Raw genomic sequence first — 18,545 nt, forward strand, 5'->3', positions numbered from 1 at the left:
ACGTATAAGCGGAACCTGATATTCAACGGCTTGTTCCTGTGACGGCAGCATAACGCTGCTGGCCAAGACCCGCATCCTTGGCCGGGCCCGCTTCTTCCGCCATTGAGGCGGGCCCACTGTACTACTCCGTATTAGTTGCCCGCTACCGAAAGGCGGCGGGCTTTTTTCGTATGAGGGTGGAACATCGGTCTTTACCGCTTATTTGACTAGAGGCGGCCGGCTCTTCAGCAGTCTGCCGCTGACCAAAGACCCAAATCTTGGTCGGCCCGCGCATCCCCAAGGTGTCGCGGGCCACTAGGGCTGGTGAGGCGCCAACATGAGAGCACCCGCGGCAATAGGGAAGCCTGTCCTTGGGATGCTTTTAGGCTGGTGTTGCTTGCTGTGATCGGCTGGGGCATAGGCAGACAGGATGACGAAGAAGCCATGCCTCACGATTCTGCCGCTTTTGTCCCCCAGCTGTCTGGAACCAATTAGCGCCCACGAGGTTCATTATCTGCTCGGAAGACCCCTCGACCGAGCGGACAAACAAGAGCCCGTCACTGCTTCGTCAGTGGCGGGCTTTTCCTGTGCACAAGGGCGACGATGGAATCCTACGTCAGACAGCGGCTAGCAGAAATTAAGGCCAATTCTGCATCGCGACGCAAACGAGCGAAACCCCTCAGCTTCCGCAACAAAGCGGCTGAGGTGGCACGATGGCTCGCCGTTCTCGGCAACCGCAACCGTTTCTTGGTCGTCGTCCATTTGATCGACGGCGAAAAACCGGTGGGGGAATTGGCCGCGCTGATTGGTCTCTCCCCTTCGGCCTCATCACAGCATCTCGCGATTCTAACAGAGGAAGGGATCGTGGAATCGTGCGCAGATGGAGCTAGGCGCTACTATTCCTGCAAATCAGAAGCGGCGAAGGCTGTAGTCTTGCTTTTTGATGATCTGGCCGAGGATTCGAAGCTTCCCAAAGCACCACGAAAATGAAGAAGACCTCAAAACCTTCCCTGAAACAGACCAGATCTCTGCTGTTACGACAGGTCCCACCGCATCAATCATCTCGCCGCGTCTGCGGCTGGTGCTATTCGCGTTTGTGGTCCTGTTTTTCATGGGCGCCGGCTTGTGGCTGGCCGCTGAGTTGATACTTTCCACCTCGCAACCGGTCGTTATTTTCGTACACCCGGGAACACAATGATTGTCGCGCCGTCTTCAGGGTCCAGCGGTTTATGCCCAGGCTCTTCGTGCCAGAGAACCTGGCGCAAATCCCGCTGGTCGACCATCTGACCGCAGATCGGGCAGGGATAGAAGTTGTCTTCCTCCAGGGTCGGTTCGGTGCCATGGCGCTTCCCGGGGATAGGCGGGCCAAGGTCTGATAGCTTCGTCATGCCGCAGGAATTAGCCGATGGGGTCGGCGTTCTGGCGCCCTGCCGCTGCCAGGCTTTTGCCGGCCTTTCAGGTAGCTCGCAAAGATAGACAGCTTCTCTTCGTAGCCTATGCGCACCATCGCGTTGCACCCGACGCATCTGAAGCTTCCAATTGTGCGGAGCCAGGAACCGAATCTGACGATAGGTTGTGAACAGGCCGGGCAGTTGAATTCCATCAACACGTCGCACAGTTCGTCGTTTAAAGCCATTTCGTGATCCTCCCGACCCGGCGCGCCCCACCGGCCCGATTCAAGTAAAAAGGTCGGAATATGTTCCAGGGCGGGACTTATGGCCGACAGTGAGCGGACTTAGGTCCTACTTCAAGCCAAACGCTGGAGGACGGGAACTGTCTGGAGAGTTGGAAATTGTACCCAAAATCCAGGATGGCGAGGTTCCACGTGTTCAAACATAACGAATTGCTGATGATCGAGGGCGCCTTGGCGGCGATCCTGCCTGTTGCCCTTGGTTTGCTTCTCCTCTCGTGGGCTTTGTGATCGTGTCGTCCTGAGCACTTGCCCAAGCGCCTCATGATCCACAAGCCGATGAAGGTCGACGGCAAAATCACCTTGTACACGGAACGGTTTCGTGGATAGCGAACGCCTCACAGTCCGATCCGCCTATCGGCGCGGCTGGCAGGTTGTGGAGAACAACCACGCGATCGAGACCTTCGACAGCAAGGTCGAGGCCTTCAACTTCGTCCATGCCAGGGGTGCCCGCGTCCGGCTCACATGGGATCGGACCGTCATCGGTGGACAGACAGCTCATTACGATTTCGCTGCAAGCTTCGGCGACACAGGTGTCGGGCGCATCATGAAGGAACAGCATGGACCCTCGGCAGGCACCTGGTTTTGGACATGCTACGACGGTGGCGCTCGTGGCACGGTCGCCACCAAGGATGAGGAAGTAGTCGGCGTCGAGGTCGCCTACGCGCGCCGCGTCGCAGGGGCGGATTTGCCCCGATAGGCCACGTTCCAAAATGAACCTCCCTTGCCGCACCGTGCATGTCTAAGTACGCTGATCTTTTTGACGTGGCGAGGGAAGAGACATGGCTACAGCTCACGAAGCAATTTCGGGAGCCCAAGCTAGGCTGAAGGCAGCCTATTTCGGCTTAAAGGACATGGATGAACAGCCCACACGCTACCAATCCGGTCTGATGAATGCAGTAGTGTTCGGACGCATGGTCACACTATCATTGCAAAACATGCGCAATGACGTTGAGAGCTTTGACGCGTGGTATGAACCTCACAAGACCAAGATGAAGGACGATCCTGTGATGCGGTTCTTTATCGAATTGCGAAACAAGATTGAAAAACAAGTTGGTCAGCACACAAGTACGGCACTCCGTGTCTCGAGTTTTTCAGCAGGCGACATACCGCGGCCGGCGCCACCCTACGCGGTCGGGTTCATAGTGGGACATAGCGAATATGGCGGGGCGAGCGGGTGGAAAGTACGATTCCCGGATGGGCAGGAGGACTTTTACCCCGTCAGCCTTCCCGCTGAACTCGTGAAGATCGTCAATGTGTTCAGAGAGGCTCCGCCGGAGGTAAGAGGCGTGGATGCCAAGGCACTGATTGCGCATTACTTGCGCACTCTTTCCACGTTGGTGGAGGACGCACGCAAGCAGTTTCTGGGTTAACGGCCGGGCTCTCCGGGAGCTCGGTAAAATTCCTATATGTGCGCGCCCAGAAAGCGCCCAGATAACCCTCGCAAGCGCCCGGTTTCGGCAGGAATATCCGGGCGCAAACGGCATAAAAAAGCCCGGAAATGCGAGGTTTCTGCGGTTCGAACGCTCGTTTACACCGAAGATGTCGGCGGTTCGAGCCCGTCATCGCCCACCATCCCACGTCGTCTTGAAAATGCGATTTGGTCCTTCCGGGAGGCAGGACGATGGGCGCCTGATGCTTCCGAGCATTGAACCTAGATCCGTTTGAAGTCGGCAAGCCCCAAGCGTATCCGCTGGTCTTCTGCGAAGGCGAGGGCGAAAGACTCCAGATCGAACGATCGGGTTAGTTCCTCGTCGCCGTCGACCACGCGGACGAGCCATTCTCCGCAGGCTTTTCGCAGGTTGCGATTTCGCCGATGGGAACGTTAGCAGGGCTTCAAAGTTTCTTGACCGCTAAGGCGACCTTGCGCGGAGGTGGCAAATGAAGACGACAGTTGGACCGGATACCGTCGACGTGGCCAAGGCGGTCGAAACGATGCTCACGGAGCATGACGACCCTGCCTTTCTATCGATGGCCGAATTTATCGAAGTGCTTCGTCAAAAAACGGGGACTGACCGTTCTGACGCGGATCTGAAAGCCCTCGTCACGAAGAAGGCGGCGGTGCTTGGTATCGTTATGGAGTGAGGATGGCCAAGCCCGGCTGCATAGCCCGTGCCCGGATGCTGTTTGCGTATCGGCGCGCCTGCATGAGCCATTTTAGCGCGCTTGTTTGCGGGGCGTGCAACCCACGTTCAACGCTGCGCGCAAGATCGACTGAACAAGACCGGCGCGCTACATTTTGTTCTGCCGCTTTTCGACAGCATAGGATGTCCAGCGGCAGCACATGCCCGCGATCGATGTCGCGGCGCCACCAAACAGGCATGCCGCAAGCACCGGGTCTTGCGAGGCACTTTTCCAGCTGACCACCGCCAGCAATATGACGCTTACCGTCGAGACCACATAGCCGATACCTTTGAGCGTATGCGGCGAAACCTTGGCCATCACACTCTCCCTTTCCACGCCAGTGTTGAACTTTTGTATCGGCGCCAGGTTCCGTTCGTCGGTTGGCCATGCGGGAACCTTTTGCCTGTTCACGCGTGCTACTGTGATCTGGGCACTGGATGCATGAGCCATGACAAACTTTCTGAAACTCCCTGCGAAGTCTGAGAACCTGTTTCGCGTTGTCGTCGAAACGCCGCGAGGAGCAGCCGCCAAGCTCGCCTACGACCCCAAGACGGGCGTCTTTCAATATTCAAGACCGCTGCCGATCGGCAACACATACCCTTATGACTGGGGGTTTGTACCCTCCACCGTCGGGGAGGATGGTGATCCGCTCGACGGGATGGTGATCCACCAGGCCGCCACAGCACCCGGCGTGGTGATCAAATGCGATCTGCTCGGTGCATTGCGGGTGAAGCAGAAAGACCCCGATGGGACGGTCATCCGCAACGATCGTTATATTTTCTGCCCGCGCAAGGAGGATGCGCCGGACAAGCCCATGGCCGCCGACCATTTGCCGCGGGATTTGCGCCAGGAGATCGAGCAGTTCTTTTTGTCCTCCGTGCTGGGCACGGGCAAGACGATCAAGCTGAAAGGCTGGCAGGACGCCGACGAGGCCGCCAAGTCGCTTGGCAAGGGCGCGAGGGCTTTTCGGCGCAATCGCAAGTGATGGCCTTGTCTTCCGCGATCACACCATAGGCTAACACGGTCACGCGGTTCACAATACAATTGCAAGCGGTCGATTCCTCCGGGATGTAGCCACTCCAAAAGCCCGCCGCGGGTCGCTCCCGTGGCGGGTTTTTCGTTGGTCAGGGGTTGCAGGCCGCAGAGGGGCGAGCTTCCTGACGCCTCTGCCGGCCGGATCGCTCCTGCGCCGTGCGAAAGACTTGGGCGATCAAGGCGGCACCATCCGAAAATCATTGCCCTCGGGCAGCAATTGCCCGCCGTCGACGACAATGGTCGTCCCGGTGATATAGCCGGCGTCGTCCGAGGCCAGGAAAAGGAAGGCATTGGCGACGTCGCGCGGGCTGCCGAGCCGGCCGAGCGGGATGGAATCCTCCATGTTCTTGATGTAGGCGGCACCGCGATGCTGCTGGATGGCTTCGGTCAGGATGTTGCCGGGTTCGACACCGTTGACGGTGATGCCGTAGCCGGAGAACTCCAGCGCCGCTGCCCGGATGAAGCCGTTGATGCCTGCCTTTGTCGCCGAATAATGGCCGTGGCCGGGGCTCGTGACATGCGGTCCGGTGATGGAGGAGGTGTAGAGCATGCGTCCGGAGCGCTGCGCCTTCATCGGCACCAGGGCTGCGCGGGTGGCATTGAAGGTGCCGCGCAGATTGACGGCCATGACGCGATCCCAGTCGTCGGTGCTGGTGTTCTCGATCAATTGCCAGGGATAGATGCCGGCATTCTGCACGATGATGTCGAGCCGGCCGTGACGCTTCAGCGCCAGTGCCACCGAGGCCTCGGCGTCGCGCATTTGCGAGATGTCGGTGCCGATGAAAGGGACACCGAGCTCATCCGCGGTCGCTTGCCCGGCCTCGGCCTCGCTGTCGGCCAGAACCAGCCGTGCGCCTTCTTCGGCAAAGCGCAATGCGATGCCCTTGCCGATGCCGCGCGCGCTGCCGATGATCAGCGCCACCTTGTCTTTCAATCGTCCGGTCATGCGAGCCGTCCTGTCATGCCAGTCTTTGGCGAATGGTTTGCTTGAAGGCGTCGAGGAGCACGGCCGCAAGCACCAGCAGGCCGTGGATGACCTGGGTGAAATTGGCCGGCAGCCCCATCAGATTGATCGCCGTGTTGATGGCCGAGAGCAGGAGCACGCCGGCATAGACGCCGGGCAGGGTGCCGACGCCGCCCTTCAGACTGACGCCGCCGATGACGACCGCGGCAAAGGCGTTGAACAACAGGCCGACGCCGAGATTGGCGGTGGCGCCCGAGGTGCGGATCGCCAGCAGCCAGCCGGCAAGGCCGGCAATGGCGCCGGCAAGCACGAAAGCGATGATGAGATTGCGGTTCACCCGGATGCCGGCGCGGAAGGTCGCCGTCTCGTTGCCGCCGATCATCACCAGGTGCCGCCCAAACGGCGTCTTGGCCATGATCAGCGAGAAGACGACGAAACAGGCGATGGCGATCCAGGCGGTGAGCGGCAGGCCGATCAGCCGCTGGATGCCGAACCAGCGGATCGCCGGTGCCAAATCCTGCGCCGAACGGCCGCCCGAAATGACCAGCACCAGGCCGCGCACCCAGATGTAGGACGCCAGCGTGATGATGAAGGCGCTCATCTTGACCCTGACGACCAGAAACCCGTTGAAGGCTCCGATCAGGCCGCCCACGGTCAGCGCCAGCAGCAGCGACACCGGGACCATCAGCCATTCCGGATGCAGTTGAACGCCAAGGCCGATGCCCGACGAGCAGAACAGGATACCGACCGCCATGGCGCTGAGTGCGGCGACGGATTCGACCGACAGGTCCATGTGGCCGGCGATGATGACCAGCGCCAGGCCGATCGACATGACGCCGAGCACGCTCGATGCCTCGATGATGTTGGCGAAGATGCCGAGCTGGAAATAGTTCGGGATGAAGATGGAAAAGACCACCAGCACGAAGACCAGCATGAACCAGACGAGGTTGTCGAGGACGAACTCCAGGGTTTGGCGGGTGCGGGGGTTCATGGGCTGATCCGGTTGGCGCATGACCCCGAAAACGCGATTTTCGGTGACGATCTTGCGCGGATTGGAATTGCGGAGGAGTGGCTCCGGACCAGAGTGGCCCGGAGCGGCTTATGCGGTGTGCCTATTCGACTGACTTGACGGTGTCCGTTGGCGGCTTCTGGTTGCCCCAGAAGGCCGGATTGTCGACGTTTTCCTTGGTGATGGCCGCACCCGGGATCTTGATGTTCGGACCCCAGGCTTCCTTGGTCACGGTCGATTTCAGGCCGAGCACGTCATAGTCGCCGGGCTTGATCTCCTGCTTCTTGACGACCTTGTCCATGAACATGGCGACGGCCGCGGCCTGCGCGTAGAGCGGCTGTTCGACTTCGACGTTGAGCCAGCCCTTGCGGATCAGGTCGAGGCCGACCGGAGCGCCGTTCGAGCTCATCAGCATGACATCGCCCGGCTTCTTGCCGGCGGCCTCGAGCGAGGCGACGGCGGCGACCGACAGATGCGCGGCATGGCTGAAGATCAGGTCGATGTCGGGGTTTGCCAGCATCTGGTCGGCAACGATGGTGCCGGCATTGCTGGCTTCCCACTGCATGGCCGGCAGCGAGATGATCTTGACATCCGGGAACGCCTTCATCTTCTCCTCGAAACCTTTCTGGATGTCGAGCGTGTAGGGATCGCCGGGGTCACCCAGCACCTGCAGCACCTTGCCCTTCACCGACCCGTTCTTGGCTTTCAGCAGCTTTTCCGCCTGATCGGCGGCGATGTGGCCGATCTCGACGGTGCCCGCCACCGAGGTGAAGTCGGAAGGCGTCGAGGTGATCTGGCGGTCGAACTCGACCACCGGGATGCCGGCGGCGCGCGCCGCCTCGATCGACGGCTTCAGCGCATTGAAATCGACCGCCGCCAGGATGATCGCCGCCGGCTTCAGCGCGATGACGTCGTTCATCTGCGACTGCTGCGCGTCGGTCTTGTTGTCGGCGTTCAGCGTCTTTATGTCGTAGCCGACCTGCTTCAGGAACAGCTCCAGCGCGGTGACCGAACCGGTCTGGAATTCATCGAGCAATGTCGGCACCAGATAGTAGACGGTCCCCTTGGACTGGGCGAATGCCGGCGTGAGCGTGGCAACGGCCAGTGCCAGGATACCGAAGACAGCAAGAAGTATTCGCTTCATGTCGTTCGCTCCTGTTGAGCCGGACCCCTCTTGTGTCCCTCAGCCCGCCGGTCCGGCACCGGCGAGCGTCTCCCCGGTGATCATGTTGATCACCGCATCGGGACTTGTTTTGTTGCGTGCGACATCGCCGGCCACGACGCCCTGCCGGATCACCACGATCCGGTCGGCGACCTGAAAAGCCTGCTGCATGATGTGGGTGATGATGACGACGCCGATGCCCTGGCTCGCCACCTGGCGGATCATGTCGAGACCGCGCCGCGTCTGCTCGACGCCCAGCGCCGCGAACGGTTCGTCGAGCAGCACCAGCTTGCCGCCCCAATGCACGAAGCGGTTGAGCTCGATGGCTTGCCGCTGGCCGCCCGAAAGATGTTCGACATTGGTGCGCAGCGAAGGAATACGGGTACCGGCACTGGCCAGCGCCTTGCCAACGACGGCTTCCATGGCGCGCTCGTCGAGCACGGGAATGCCGAACACCTTCCTGGTGATCTCGCGGCCCATGAAGAAATTGGCCACCACGTCGACATTGGTGCAGAGCGACAGGTCCTGGTAGACCGTTTCGATGCCCGCCGCCTTGGCTTCGGCCGGCGATCTCGCCAGGAACTCCCTGCCCTCGAACAGCATGCGGCCGGAAGTCGGCTCCAACCCGCCTGCGATGATCTTGACCAGCGTTGATTTGCCGGCGCCGTTGTCGCCGAGCAACGCCACCACTTCGCCCTTGCCGATGGAGAAGCTGATCCCCTTCAGCGCTTCGATCGCGCCGTAATTCTTGGTGACGTTGTCAAGCACCAGCAGCGGTTCGCTCATGCCGCAATCTCCTTGGCCGTCAGAAGATCGCGGCCGCGTTCGCGCTCGGCGGCGAACATCTGGCCGAAGCGCGGCGACAGCACTCCCGAAACCGCAAGGGCGGCGGCGCCGCGCAACACCGAATGTTGCCCGCCGCGCGCGACCATCAGCCGGGGCGCGATGCGGTCCTTGCGCGCCGAGACGGAGTTGTGCAGGCCGCCGGTCGAACCAGCCAGCCGTTCGAGCAGGTCGGTGGACGCCAGCCCGCCGAGGATGACCGTTTCAGGGTCGAACAGGTTTTCGATGACAGCGACGGCATTGTGAAAGATCGGCGCGACTTCCGCGACCCAGTCGGCCTCCGTGCCGTTCCAGCGCCGGAGCGCCTCGAGCGAGAGGTATCTTTCAAGACAACCCCGGTTCCCGCAGGGGCAGGCCTCGCCGCCGGGAACGACAGGGATGTGCCCGACCTCGCCGGCATTGCCCCAAGCGCCGCGCTGCACGCTGCCCTCATGAACCATGACGCCGCCAAGGCCGACACCGAAATAGAGATAGTAGTACTCGGAAAATTGGGCGCCGAGGCCGTAGAGCCGCTCGCCCATGGCGGCGGCCGCCATGTCGGTCTCGAAGAAGGCAGGCAGTCCGGTCGAGGCCGCCAGCCGCTCGCGCAGCGCCACATCCTGCCAGCCGGTCATGGTGGTCGGGCCGACGAAACTCATGGATTCGACTCCGAACGGTCCGGGCAGGGCCAGGCCGACCCCAAGCACCCGACCGCCGGCTCGCAATCCGGTCAATTCAATCACCATCGCGCCGATCATCTCGAAGGCATGGTCGGGCGTTGCGTTCGGGGCTTCTCGGTAGGTGCTCTCGATCACGTCGCCGCTCAGATTGATCAAAGCGGCATTGATGCCGAGCGGGGTGATGTGGATGCCGACGGCATAGCCGCCCTCGGGATTGATGCGCAGCGTCGCCGGCGGCAGGCCGCGCCCCCTGGGTTCTTCACGCACCGAAAGGATGTAGCCCTGCTCCTCCAATTCGCGAACGATGGTGGAGACGGTCTGGACGGTCAGCCCGACACGGCTGGCGATCTCGCCGCGGGCGATCGGTCCATGCAGGCGGATGGACTCTAGCACGATGCGCCGGTTGTACGGCCGCCCGAACTCCTGATTGGTCCCCCGCAATGCCATGACTTGCGCCCTCGGTTGACGCAAGGTTCGCACCAAAGATTTATTCAGTCAAATGGAATTCAAAAATAGATCGAGAGCGACATCCCACCTAGGACGGCCGCAAGCCGTACCGGGCTTAGGACCTGTTCACCTGCCGCCCTTGGCCGATTGCCGCTATGGCGAAACCGCTTCAATGGTGGGCGAGGCCCGCAATCGTTGAAAAAAGCATGGAGCAAAGATGATCGAATTGCCGTTTGCCCGTGACGAGTACCAGGAGCGGCTTCGCAACATCCGCGCCGAGATGGCGAAGCGCGGTCTCGAACTCCTTGTCGTCAACGACGTTGCCAACCAGCACTACGTCACCGGCTATGATGGCTGGTCATTCTACACGCCCCAGGTGGTGCTGGTCCCCTTGGAGGAGGTCGAGCCGGTCTGGATCGGCCGCGCCATGGATGCGGCCGGTGGACTGCTGACGGCCTGGATGAAGCCCGAGAATGTCGTTGGCTTTCCGGAGGACCACGTCCAGCGTGCCGATCGCCATCCCATGGACTGGATCGCGCGCTGGATCGTCGCCAAGGGGTGGGGGAACAGGCATATCGGCATCGAGCTCGAAGCCTATTATTTCTCGCCAAAGGGGCACGCCCGCCTCGTCGCCGGCCTTCCCAACGCGAAATGGCACGACGCCGATCTGCTGGTGAATTGGATCCGAGCGGTCAAGTCGGCACCAGAAATCGCCTATCTGCGCAAGGCGTCGACCCTGGCCGAGGCGGCCGTGGCGCGGGCCTTCGAGGTGATCGCGCCAGGGGTGCGCGAATGCGATGCCATCGCCGCCATCCAGGCGGCGCAGATCGCCGGCAGCCCTGACTTTGCCGGCGATATCACGGCGCTCCCACCGACCATCCTCGGCGGTGAGAACGCTTCAGCCCCGCATATCATGTGGAGCGACCGGCGGTTTGGAGAGAACGAGACGATTGCGCTGGAACTCGCCGGTGTCTGCCGCCGCTACGCCGCCGGGTTGGCAAGAACCATGCAGCTCGGCAAGACGCCAACGCGTGTCGCGGACACGGCAAAGGCGGTGATCGAGGGCATGGACGCAGTGCTCGATGCGGTGAGGCCGAGAACGACCGCCGAAGCGGTCGAGGCTGCATGGCGCAAGGTCATCCAGCGTTACGGACTGAAGAAGGAGTCGCGCATCGGCTATTCCATCGGCGTCGCCTATCCGCCGGATTGGGGCGAACACACGATCAGCCTCAGGCCGGGCGACAAGACGGTGCTTCAACCCGGCAATGTCGTCCATTCCATCCTCGGCATGTGGATGGATGGCTGGGGCATCGAGATCAGCGAGACCATTTTGGTGACCGAAACCGGCCATGAGACCCTGACCAGGTTCCCGCGAGAGATCCATGTCATATCCTGAGGGGACGGCCAGCCGCAAAACTCCGACTGATCAAGGCGGTGCAAAGGTCGGCTCGTGCAAGGCTTGCACGAGCCGGTGAAAAGCTCAGAACAGTTCACCGTTTCAGGGAAACGGCGAACTGCTCTAACTCTTTGTTTTGACGCCATTCCCGACGGAAAATCCTTCACACTTTTCCTGGGATTGCTCTGCTCAGTATTTGATGACCCGGCGTTCGACCAGCACCACGGCGCAGAACAGCACGATCGACAGGCACGATGACAGCACGATCGCCGCGTAGAGCCGGTCCGACTGGTAGTTGAAGCTCGCCTGGATGATCAGCGCGCCGAGGCCCTTGTCCGAGCCGATCCATTCGCCGACGATGGCGCCGATGACTGCCGTCGCCGAGGCGATGCGGAGCGAGGAAAACAGCATCGGCAGCGCGCGGGGCAGGCGCAGGCTCCAGAAAATCTCGGCACGTGTCGCTGACAGCACCCGGAACAGTTCGTGCTCGTTGTCGCTGGCCGAATCCAGGCCACGGATCATGTTCACCAGCGTCGGGAAGAAGCAGATCACCGCCGCGATGACTATCTTGGGCGTCATCCCGAGCCCGAAGATCAGGATGATGATCGGCGACAGCGCCAGGATCGGAATGGTGTTGAAAAACAGCACGATCGGAAAGTAGGTGGCCTGCAGGATGCGGTTGTGGACGAACAGGACCGCCAGCAGCACGGCGGCCAGATTGCCGATGACGAAGCCGGCCAACGCCTCGATCAGCGTCGGCCTGAGATTGTCCATGAGCAGCGCGAAATTTCTCTGGAAGACGCCCGATATGGCAGTCGGCGTCGGCACGATATAGGCCGGCACGCCGAGAAGCGGCAGCAGATACTGCCAGGCGAGCAGCAGCGACGCAGCGCCAAAAACGGGCAGGGCGATCGACAATTGCGGCGAGAGCGGCACCGGCCTCATGATGCCTGCTCCAGCGCGGTCCGCAGTTCCGCCATGGCGGCGACGATTGCCGGGTCTTCCCGCGAACAGCGATTGCCGTCCTGCTTGAGCGGCCGCAGGTCCAGATCCTTGACTAGCCGTCCCGGATTGGCGGCGAGGACAATGACACGCTCGCCGAGATAGGCGGCTTCGGCGATCGAATGGGTGACGAACAGGATCGTCGTGCCCGTGCGCCGCCACAGGTTGAGAAGCTCGTCGTTGAGCCGGTCGCGAGTGATTTCGTCCAGCGCCCCGAAGGGTTCGTCCATGAGCAGCAGCTTCGGCTGGCCAAGCAAGGCGCGAGCGATCGCCACACGCTGGCGTTGGCCGCCGGACAGCTGGTGCGGCAGGCGTTCGCCAAACCCGGCAAGCCCCATCAACTCCAGCAATTCTTCGCTGCGATCCTCGATCTTGCGCGTCAGGCTGCCTTGCCCGATGCCAAGCGGGAGGCGCACATTGTCGCGCACGGTGCGCCAGGGCAGCAGCGTCGAGTCCTGGAAGACGAAGCCGACGTCGCGGCGCGAGCGCACCGCATGCGGCGTGTCGCCGAGCACGCTGATCGTGCCGCCGAGGGGGTCGAGAAGGTCGGCGACCACTCTGAGCAAGGTCGACTTGCCGCAGCCGGACGGTCCGAGGATCGACAGGAAGGAGCCGGCCTCGACGCTGAGGTCGAGGCCGGAAAGCACCTTGACGGCCGTCTGGCGGCCGCCATAGCCGACGTCCAGCCGGCTGGCTTCGATCGCGTTCGCCATCAGGCGGCGGGCGCGTCGAGCTTCGGCCGGTCGGCAGCCGAAAGTTCGAGGATCTTGGTGGTGTAGACGTCGGCGGCCTTCGGGCGCCCGTTCGGGTACTGGCCGACCTTGTCGAGCAGCGCCAGCTGCTCTTCGATAGAGGCGGGGTCGAACGTGCCCCAGCCGTCCTTGGCCGTCGCACCGTCGAACGATAGCTTCAGCACGAGGTTAACGGTCTTCTCTTCCCAGCCGAGGTCCATTTCGGGATAAGCGGCGACCATCTTCTTCACCGCCTCCTGCGGGTTGGCATGCACCCAGCCCCAGCCCTTGGCGACCGCGCCGATGAACTTGGCCAGCGTGTCCGGATCTTTTTCGATCGCGGCGTCTGTGGCGAAATAGACATCGGCATAGGAATTCAAGCCGAGATCGCGCACCAGAAGATCGATGCGATCCTCGCCGACGACGCTGAGCGCCTGCGTGTTGGTGATCCAGCCGCCAATGGCGTCGACATCACCGCGCACCAGCGGTCCCTTGTCGAAGCCGACATTGATGACGGTGAGGTCGGATGCGCTCATGCCGTTCTTGGCGAGGATCTCGTCCATGACGAAACGCGCCGTCGGCTGGATGCCGATCTTCTTGCCCTTGAGGTCGGCCACGCCCTTGATCGGATTCGACGCCTTTGAGGTGAGCGCGTAGGGGCCGGTGCGGAATCCGCAAGCGATGATCTTCACCGGCACGCCGCTGGCACGCGCCGCAAACAGCTGGGGCGTCTCTGAGAATTGGCCAAGCTGTGCCGCGCCCGATATCACCGGCGGCACGGTCGATGCGTTCGGGCCGCCCGGGCTGAATTCCACGTCGAGCCCGGCATCCTTGAAGTAGCCATTGGCGACGGCGGCGATGTCGCCGATCTGTCCGTTGGACATCAGCCAGTCATATTGGATGACGACCTTGCCGGCGGCCTTCGCGCCCGGAGTCAGCACCAGCTGCATGCCGCTCGATGCCATGGCAACGGCCGCCAGGCCGGATTTCATGAAGCCGCGGCGGTTCATGTCGTGATTCCCATTCATTTTTCGCTCCTGTTGCAAGACTGTCTCGTCTCTTCATTGCGCGCCGTTCCCTTGGCGCGGGTGGTCTACGGCTGTTCGTCGTGGTAGTCGCCGGGGCCGCCGTCGAGCCAGGCGTAGAGTTCCCAAAGCGTGTCGTCCGGGTCGGTGAAATAGGCGCAGCGCGCGTTCCAGACATAGTTTTCGGGCGGGCCATAGAACGGCACGCCCTTTGCCGTCAGCTCGGCGTGCAGCCGGTCGATCTCGTCAGGCGCATCGAGCTGGACGGCGACGCAGACCTTGTGCGCATGGCGCGGCGACCGCAGTTTCGAGACGCCGGCATGCTGGCCGATATGGTCGATCTCCCAGGCGGCCAGTGTCACGCCCTCGCCATGGAAGTCGGCGAAGCCCTCGGCGCGGCGGCGCAGGCGAAAGCCGAGCTTGTCGACATAGAACGCCACCGTTCGCTCGATATCCTCGACCAGAAGGCAGACGTCGGAAATCCGGCTCATGCTTGCCACAGCCATGCTCATTTCCCTCCGCCGGTGCGTTCGCCTCTGGCGGACGGCAGCTTCACGCCGACACGGTTGGCAGCGCCGATAATATGCGCGCGCATGGCGGCCTCGGCTGCCGCCGGATCGCCGGCGACCAACGCCTCGTAGATGCGCACATGCTCGCCGACATTGACCTCCACCAGATCGTGCAAGGGATTGGTCTGCCGCGCGTAATAGATCGAGCGGCGGATCTGTTCGCAGACGAAGGAAATGAAGGTGTGGATGTAGCTGTTGCCGGTCGCGCGGGCGATTTCGCGATGAAACAGCAGATCGGCGTCGATGCTGCCGTCTTCCCAGCGCTCCTCGCCGCTCATGCGGTCTAGTGCGGCCTTGATCGCGTCGAGATGCTCCTGCTCGCGCCGTTCGGCGGCAAGCGCCGCCGATTCCGCCTCGAGGATGCAACGCAGCTCGAAGAGCCGCTCCATGTTCTGCCCCTCCTTCAGCGTCTCGCGGTCGATACGGATCGCCGCGCGCTGTTCCGGCGCCAGGACGAAGGAGCCGATGCCTTGCCGCGCCTCCACCATGCCGTCGGCACGCAACTGCGCGATCGCCTCGCGCACGACGTTGCGGCTGACGCCGAATTTCTCTGAAAGCTGTTGCTCGGTCGGCAGCAGGCTGCCCGGATTGAGATCGCCGGACTCGATCTCGCGGCTGAGGAACGCCGCGACCCGGTGCGGCAGCGCCTCGACAGTGCCGATGGCGGCCAGTCTTTGTTTCATGAAAAAGTCTCCGTCGCGGGAAAGAGGCAGCCAGGGTTCATCAGCCCGCCCGGATCGAGCGCATCTTTGAGCGTGCTGACGAGCCGGCGCTGGACTGCCGACATTCCCGCCCAATAGACACGCTGGCGGGTGCGTCCGATGCCATGCTCGGCGCTGATCGAGCCGCCGAGGGCGTTGGTGATGTCATACAGGCCGGTGGTGATGGTGGCGCCTCTGGCGCGGGCGTCGGGATCGGCAAGGTCAAGCGGCGGCAGGACGTTGAAATGGATGTTGCCGTCGCCGGCGTGGCCGTAGGCCTGGGAGATCCAGCCCGGATGCTGCAGTTCGATAAACTGGCGGGCCTGGGCGATGAGCGTGGGGATGTCGGAGATGCGCACCGAAAGGTCGGTGCGCACATGGTAGCCGCGCTTGGCCTGGCCCTCGACCAGCCCCTCGCGAATGCCCCAGAATGCCCTGGCCTGCGCGCCGCTCTCGGCCAGGACGGCGTCGGTGACGATTTCTTCTTCCATTGTATCAGCAAGGAAATTCATCAGCAGGGCGCGCAAATCGATCTCGGCACTCGATGACAATTCGATCAGCACATGGACTGGCCCGGTGACCGGCGTGACGATGTTCGGGTCGGCGAGGCGCGCAAGCTCCATGCATTCCGCGCCGATGATCTCGAAGGCGGATATCAGGTCGCAGCATTGACGTCGGGCGCGCCTGAACAGCGATATAGCCGCTTCGAATGAGGGCAGCCCCAGATAGGCGGTCTCGACGCGGCCGGGTTTCGGAAAGAGCTTCATCTCGACACCGGTGATGATGCCCAGCGTGCCCTCGGCGCCGATGAAGAGCTGCTTCAGATCATAGCCGCGATTGTCTTTGCGCAGGCCGGAAAAGCCGTTCCACAATTCGCCGTCCGGCAGCACCGCTTCCAGGCCGACGATGAGGTCGCGGGCCATGCCGTAGCGCAGCACGTTGACGCCGCCGGCATTGCTGGCGGCGTTGCCGCCGATCTGGCAGCTGCCTTGCGCGCCGAGCGCCAGCGGAAACAGGCAGTCCCGCTCGTCAGCGGCATCCTTGATGTGCTGCAGGATGCAGCCGGCATCGGCCTGCAGGATGAAATTGTCGGCGTCGACGGAGCGGATCCTGTTCAGCCGCTCCAGGCTGATCACCACCGCGCCTCCGGCTGTGCCGATGTCGATCGCACCTGCCACAAGTCCGGTGTTGCCGCCTTGCGGGATCATCGCCAGCCCTAGCGTGCCGCACAGCCGGACCGCGGCCTGAACCTCGGCGACCGACGCGGGCTTCAGCACGGCAAGCGCGCCGCCATGATGATCGCCAGACCAGTCCACGAGGTATTTCGCCATGTCGGCCGTATCGGCAGCCACGCCGCTCTGCCCCAGCACATGCTCAAGGGCGGCGAGAACGTCAGGCGAGATGCCGTGGATGGTCATTGTCGGGTCGGCGCTGATGTTGTGGTGTATGGTTATACATATCATCCTACAACTGGAACTGTGTCAACAGCAGCAGGCCGAACGTCCGTGGACAAGTCACCTGCCGGCGCGTTGGGAATGAGGCGTTAGCCGGGAGGCAAAAGAGGCGAAACGGCTGGCCGGAAGCCGGCAAGGCCCGCACGGATGGCGATCACTCACCCTGAAATCAAAGCGGGAAGGTTTTATTCGAGAGGTAGGGCCAATCAGCTCAGGACTGGCGCGCCTCAGAGATACTGGGCGACCTTCTTGCCGACGGTTAGGAAGCGCAAGGGATCGATCGCTTCGCCATTGTGGCGCACTTCATAGTGCAGATGCGGGCCGGTCGAGCGGCCGCTGCTGCCGGTCTTGCCGATGATGGCGCCGGCGTCCAGCTTTTCGCCCACGGTCACGTCGATTTCGCTGAGATGCCCGTAGCGGGTCGCAAAGCCATTGCCGTGGTCGACCTCCACCATGCGGCCATAGCCGCCGTTCCAGCCGGCCTTGGTGACGATGCCGGGCGCCGTGACCTTAGCCGCCATGCCGATGGGCGCCCTGAAATCCATGCCCGAATGCAGTGCCGCAGTGCCGAGGATGGGATCGGTCCGCACGCCGAACGGGCTGGTGACGGAGTGGCCGGGGGCGGGATTGGAAAGCGGCAGCTGGCGCGCTTCCTTCTTCAACTGGTCGAGCGTATCCAGGGCTTCGTCCAGCTCCTTGACCTTGCTGTCGAAGATCATCGAACTGTCGAGTGGGATCAGCGGGCCGCCGACATCGCTTTCGTTCTTGCCGAAATCGCTGTCGACCGGCAGTCCGGCCGCCTGCAGCGCCTGCTGGATGGCATCGGCGCTCTTGTAGGCATTGTCAGCAAGCGTGCTGATGCGGGTGAGTTGTTCGTTCTCGATGGATTTCAGCGACTGGTTGATCGAGACGAACAGCTTGTCGGCACGATCCGCGGCTGAATCGCTGGGCAGCGGATCGGTGCGGGTCGACCACAGGGAGAACGGCCTGGTATCGGCAGCACCCAGGTCGGCACCCAGGCTCGCGACCGCATAATTCTGCGCGGGCTGGCTGATGTTGCCGGTCACCTCGGCGTGCTTGTCCGGTTTGACGGCCGCAGCCGGATCCTCGGCGGGCGCTGCTCCCACCTCGTTCTCGGCGCGCTCGAGCAGCGGTCCGAGGCGGCCGTGGCGCTGGCTGAGCTGCGTCTGGCGTTCAATCAGTTCGCTGACCTTGTTCTCCATCAATTGCTGGTCGAGCAACTGGCGGCTGGTGATGCGGTCGACCTGGGCGCGAAGCGCCGAGATGCGGTCTTCGTAGGCCTGCTGCATGCGCGCCTGGCGTGCGGTGGTGGCGCCGATCAGGTCGTCGCGCAGCACGAGATAGGAGGTGGCCAGGAGGTAGCCGATGGCGATGGCGGCGAGTGCTGAGCCGATGAATGCCGCGAGCCAGGGCCGGATCGTGAAATGCCTGATCTCGTTGCCGCGGGCGATGATGACCGTGTGGGGTTCCTTGCGCCTGCCGAAGACTGCGGACTGACCGGTTGCGTTCACGGGACCAAGCTTTCGTTTACGACACCACGACAGCCTGATTACACATTATTAGGGTTAACAAAGGCTTGCCGCACCGATCGCCCGGCGCCGACTGCACGCGACGCGCGCAGAGGATTGCATGAAAACGGCCGAGGGCGTGGCCATAATGCCGTGAAATCATTGGCGATGAGCGCCAATCTGCTGCCAGCAGAGCGGCCCGTCGGTCGCGGATCAGGGTGTAGGG

Annotated in this window: 19 protein-coding genes; 6 read left to right on the forward strand and 13 right to left on the reverse strand. The window is 62.5% G+C overall.

What is annotated here, in order from left to right; all coding sequences use genetic code 11:
- Nucleotides 1-582: 582 nt before the first annotated feature.
- The 4 genes from MAFF_RS38630 to MAFF_RS34805 all read left to right on the forward strand — a co-directional run bounded on the left by MAFF_RS38630 (nt 583) and on the right by MAFF_RS34805 (nt 3,754).
- Nucleotides 583-969, forward strand: a complete 387-nt coding sequence (locus MAFF_RS38630) for an ArsR/SmtB family transcription factor (protein WP_010915715.1) — start codon at nt 583-585, stop codon at nt 967-969.
- Nucleotides 970-1,991: 1,022 nt separating this feature from the next.
- Complete coding sequence (locus MAFF_RS34795) at nt 1,992-2,369, forward strand: hypothetical protein (RefSeq protein ID WP_010915716.1); 378 nt, start codon at nt 1,992-1,994, stop codon at nt 2,367-2,369.
- An 82-nt stretch (nt 2,370-2,451) separates the two neighbouring features.
- Nucleotides 2,452-3,042: a hypothetical protein gene (locus tag MAFF_RS34800; RefSeq protein WP_044550326.1), complete on the forward strand. Its 591-nt coding sequence runs from the start codon at nt 2,452-2,454 to the stop codon at nt 3,040-3,042.
- Between the two features lie 508 nt (nt 3,043-3,550).
- On the forward strand, nt 3,551-3,754 hold the full coding sequence (locus MAFF_RS34805) for a hypothetical protein (protein ID WP_010915717.1): 204 nt from the start codon (nt 3,551-3,553) through the stop codon (nt 3,752-3,754).
- A gap of 147 nt (nt 3,755-3,901) precedes the next feature.
- Here the strand turns inward: MAFF_RS34805 and MAFF_RS39615 are convergent, their stop codons facing one another.
- Nucleotides 3,902-4,243 carry a hypothetical protein gene (locus MAFF_RS39615; RefSeq protein ID WP_010915718.1) on the reverse strand — a complete coding sequence of 114 codons (342 nt, stop codon included), beginning with the start codon at nt 4,241-4,243 and terminating at the stop codon, nt 3,902-3,904.
- Between MAFF_RS39615 and MAFF_RS34815 the strand changes: the two genes are divergently transcribed.
- Nucleotides 4,242-4,778 carry an inorganic diphosphatase gene (locus tag MAFF_RS34815; RefSeq protein ID WP_010915719.1) on the forward strand — a complete coding sequence of 179 codons (537 nt, stop codon included), beginning with the start codon at nt 4,242-4,244 and terminating at the stop codon, nt 4,776-4,778. The genes MAFF_RS39615 and MAFF_RS34815 overlap by 2 nt on opposite strands.
- A 225-nt stretch (nt 4,779-5,003) precedes the next feature.
- On the opposite strand, the gene MAFF_RS34820 is transcribed toward MAFF_RS34815, so the two are convergent.
- The 5 genes from MAFF_RS34820 to MAFF_RS34840 all read right to left on the reverse strand — a co-directional run bounded on the left by MAFF_RS34820 (nt 5,004) and on the right by MAFF_RS34840 (nt 9,912).
- The gene (locus tag MAFF_RS34820) at nt 5,004-5,774 is read right to left on the reverse strand and encodes an SDR family NAD(P)-dependent oxidoreductase (RefSeq protein ID WP_010915720.1); all 771 of its coding nucleotides are present in this window, start codon (nt 5,772-5,774) and stop codon (nt 5,004-5,006) included.
- A 13-nt stretch (nt 5,775-5,787) separates the two neighbouring features.
- Nucleotides 5,788-6,783, reverse strand: a complete 996-nt coding sequence (locus tag MAFF_RS34825) for an ABC transporter permease (protein ID WP_032929994.1) — start codon at nt 6,781-6,783, stop codon at nt 5,788-5,790.
- A gap of 121 nt (nt 6,784-6,904) precedes the next feature.
- Nucleotides 6,905-7,945, reverse strand: a complete 1,041-nt coding sequence (locus MAFF_RS34830) for a sugar ABC transporter substrate-binding protein (protein WP_010915722.1) — start codon at nt 7,943-7,945, stop codon at nt 6,905-6,907.
- Between the two features lie 39 nt (nt 7,946-7,984).
- Nucleotides 7,985-8,749 (reverse strand): ATP-binding cassette domain-containing protein, encoded by a 765-nt coding sequence (locus MAFF_RS34835; protein ID WP_010915723.1) that lies wholly within the window; start codon nt 8,747-8,749, stop codon nt 7,985-7,987.
- Nucleotides 8,746-9,912 (reverse strand): ROK family transcriptional regulator, encoded by a 1,167-nt coding sequence (locus tag MAFF_RS34840; protein ID WP_010915724.1) that lies wholly within the window; start codon nt 9,910-9,912, stop codon nt 8,746-8,748. The genes MAFF_RS34835 and MAFF_RS34840 overlap by 4 nt, the downstream gene beginning before the upstream one ends.
- A 217-nt stretch (nt 9,913-10,129) precedes the next feature.
- Between MAFF_RS34840 and MAFF_RS34845 the strand changes: the two genes are divergently transcribed.
- Nucleotides 10,130-11,308: a M24 family metallopeptidase gene (locus MAFF_RS34845; protein WP_010915725.1), complete on the forward strand. Its 1,179-nt coding sequence runs from the start codon at nt 10,130-10,132 to the stop codon at nt 11,306-11,308.
- Between the two features lie 189 nt (nt 11,309-11,497).
- Here MAFF_RS34845 and MAFF_RS34850 read toward each other — a convergent pair whose 3' ends face one another.
- The 7 genes from MAFF_RS34850 to MAFF_RS34880 form a co-directional block, all read right to left on the reverse strand.
- Entirely contained in the window at nt 11,498-12,253 is a 756-nt protein-coding gene (locus MAFF_RS34850; protein ID WP_010915726.1) for an ABC transporter permease, read from the reverse strand.
- Complete coding sequence (locus MAFF_RS34855) at nt 12,250-13,023, reverse strand: ABC transporter ATP-binding protein (protein WP_010915727.1); 774 nt, start codon at nt 13,021-13,023, stop codon at nt 12,250-12,252. The genes MAFF_RS34850 and MAFF_RS34855 overlap by 4 nt, the downstream gene beginning before the upstream one ends.
- Complete coding sequence (locus MAFF_RS34860) at nt 13,023-14,051, reverse strand: ABC transporter substrate-binding protein (RefSeq protein ID WP_010915728.1); 1,029 nt, start codon at nt 14,049-14,051, stop codon at nt 13,023-13,025. Before MAFF_RS34860 ends, MAFF_RS34855 begins: the two co-directional genes overlap by 1 nt.
- Before the next feature lie 83 nt (nt 14,052-14,134).
- Entirely contained in the window at nt 14,135-14,578 is a 444-nt protein-coding gene (locus MAFF_RS34865) for a VOC family protein (RefSeq protein WP_010915729.1), read from the reverse strand.
- The gene (locus tag MAFF_RS34870) at nt 14,575-15,318 is read right to left on the reverse strand and encodes a FadR/GntR family transcriptional regulator (protein WP_010915730.1); all 744 of its coding nucleotides are present in this window, start codon (nt 15,316-15,318) and stop codon (nt 14,575-14,577) included. The genes MAFF_RS34865 and MAFF_RS34870 overlap by 4 nt, the downstream gene beginning before the upstream one ends.
- Nucleotides 15,315-16,754: an FAD-binding oxidoreductase gene (locus MAFF_RS34875; RefSeq protein WP_010915731.1), complete on the reverse strand. Its 1,440-nt coding sequence runs from the start codon at nt 16,752-16,754 to the stop codon at nt 15,315-15,317. Before MAFF_RS34875 ends, MAFF_RS34870 begins: the two co-directional genes overlap by 4 nt.
- A gap of 263 nt (nt 16,755-17,017) precedes the next feature.
- Nucleotides 17,018-18,322 carry a M23 family metallopeptidase gene (locus MAFF_RS34880; protein ID WP_010915732.1) on the reverse strand — a complete coding sequence of 435 codons (1,305 nt, stop codon included), beginning with the start codon at nt 18,320-18,322 and terminating at the stop codon, nt 17,018-17,020.
- Between the last annotated feature and the right edge of the window lie 223 nt (nt 18,323-18,545).

It is taken from the genome of Mesorhizobium japonicum MAFF 303099, assembly GCF_000009625.1.
Classification (GTDB): domain Bacteria; phylum Pseudomonadota; class Alphaproteobacteria; order Rhizobiales; family Rhizobiaceae; genus Mesorhizobium; species Mesorhizobium japonicum.

Excerpts from the sequence above, each read along its gene's own strand:
- MAFF_RS34840 (WP_010915724.1), bottom strand. The coding sequence starts at position 9,912 with ATGGCATTGCGGGGGACCAATCAGGAGTTCGGGCGGCCGTACAACCGG.
- MAFF_RS34800 (WP_044550326.1), top strand. The coding sequence starts at position 2,452 with ATGGCTACAGCTCACGAAGCAATTTCGGGAGCCCAAGCTAGGCTGAAG.
- MAFF_RS34830 (WP_010915722.1), bottom strand. The coding sequence starts at position 7,945 with ATGAAGCGAATACTTCTTGCTGTCTTCGGTATCCTGGCACTGGCCGTT.
- MAFF_RS34845 (WP_010915725.1), top strand. The coding sequence starts at position 10,130 with ATGATCGAATTGCCGTTTGCCCGTGACGAGTACCAGGAGCGGCTTCGC.
- MAFF_RS39615 (WP_010915718.1), bottom strand. The coding sequence starts at position 4,243 with ATGGCTCATGCATCCAGTGCCCAGATCACAGTAGCACGCGTGAACAGG.
- MAFF_RS34815 (WP_010915719.1), top strand. The coding sequence starts at position 4,242 with ATGACAAACTTTCTGAAACTCCCTGCGAAGTCTGAGAACCTGTTTCGC.
- MAFF_RS34825 (WP_032929994.1), bottom strand. The coding sequence starts at position 6,783 with ATGAACCCCCGCACCCGCCAAACCCTGGAGTTCGTCCTCGACAACCTC.
- MAFF_RS34850 (WP_010915726.1), bottom strand. The coding sequence starts at position 12,253 with ATGAGGCCGGTGCCGCTCTCGCCGCAATTGTCGATCGCCCTGCCCGTT.
- MAFF_RS34865 (WP_010915729.1), bottom strand. The coding sequence starts at position 14,578 with ATGAGCATGGCTGTGGCAAGCATGAGCCGGATTTCCGACGTCTGCCTT.
- MAFF_RS34855 (WP_010915727.1), bottom strand. The coding sequence starts at position 13,023 with ATGGCGAACGCGATCGAAGCCAGCCGGCTGGACGTCGGCTATGGCGGC.
- MAFF_RS34875 (WP_010915731.1), bottom strand. The coding sequence starts at position 16,754 with ATGACCATCCACGGCATCTCGCCTGACGTTCTCGCCGCCCTTGAGCAT.
- MAFF_RS34835 (WP_010915723.1), bottom strand. The coding sequence starts at position 8,749 with ATGAGCGAACCGCTGCTGGTGCTTGACAACGTCACCAAGAATTACGGC.
- MAFF_RS34805 (WP_010915717.1), top strand. The coding sequence starts at position 3,551 with ATGAAGACGACAGTTGGACCGGATACCGTCGACGTGGCCAAGGCGGTC.
- MAFF_RS34870 (WP_010915730.1), bottom strand. The coding sequence starts at position 15,318 with ATGAAACAAAGACTGGCCGCCATCGGCACTGTCGAGGCGCTGCCGCAC.
- MAFF_RS34860 (WP_010915728.1), bottom strand. The coding sequence starts at position 14,051 with ATGAACCGCCGCGGCTTCATGAAATCCGGCCTGGCGGCCGTTGCCATG.
- MAFF_RS34820 (WP_010915720.1), bottom strand. The coding sequence starts at position 5,774 with ATGACCGGACGATTGAAAGACAAGGTGGCGCTGATCATCGGCAGCGCG.
- MAFF_RS38630 (WP_010915715.1), top strand. The coding sequence starts at position 583 with ATGGAATCCTACGTCAGACAGCGGCTAGCAGAAATTAAGGCCAATTCT.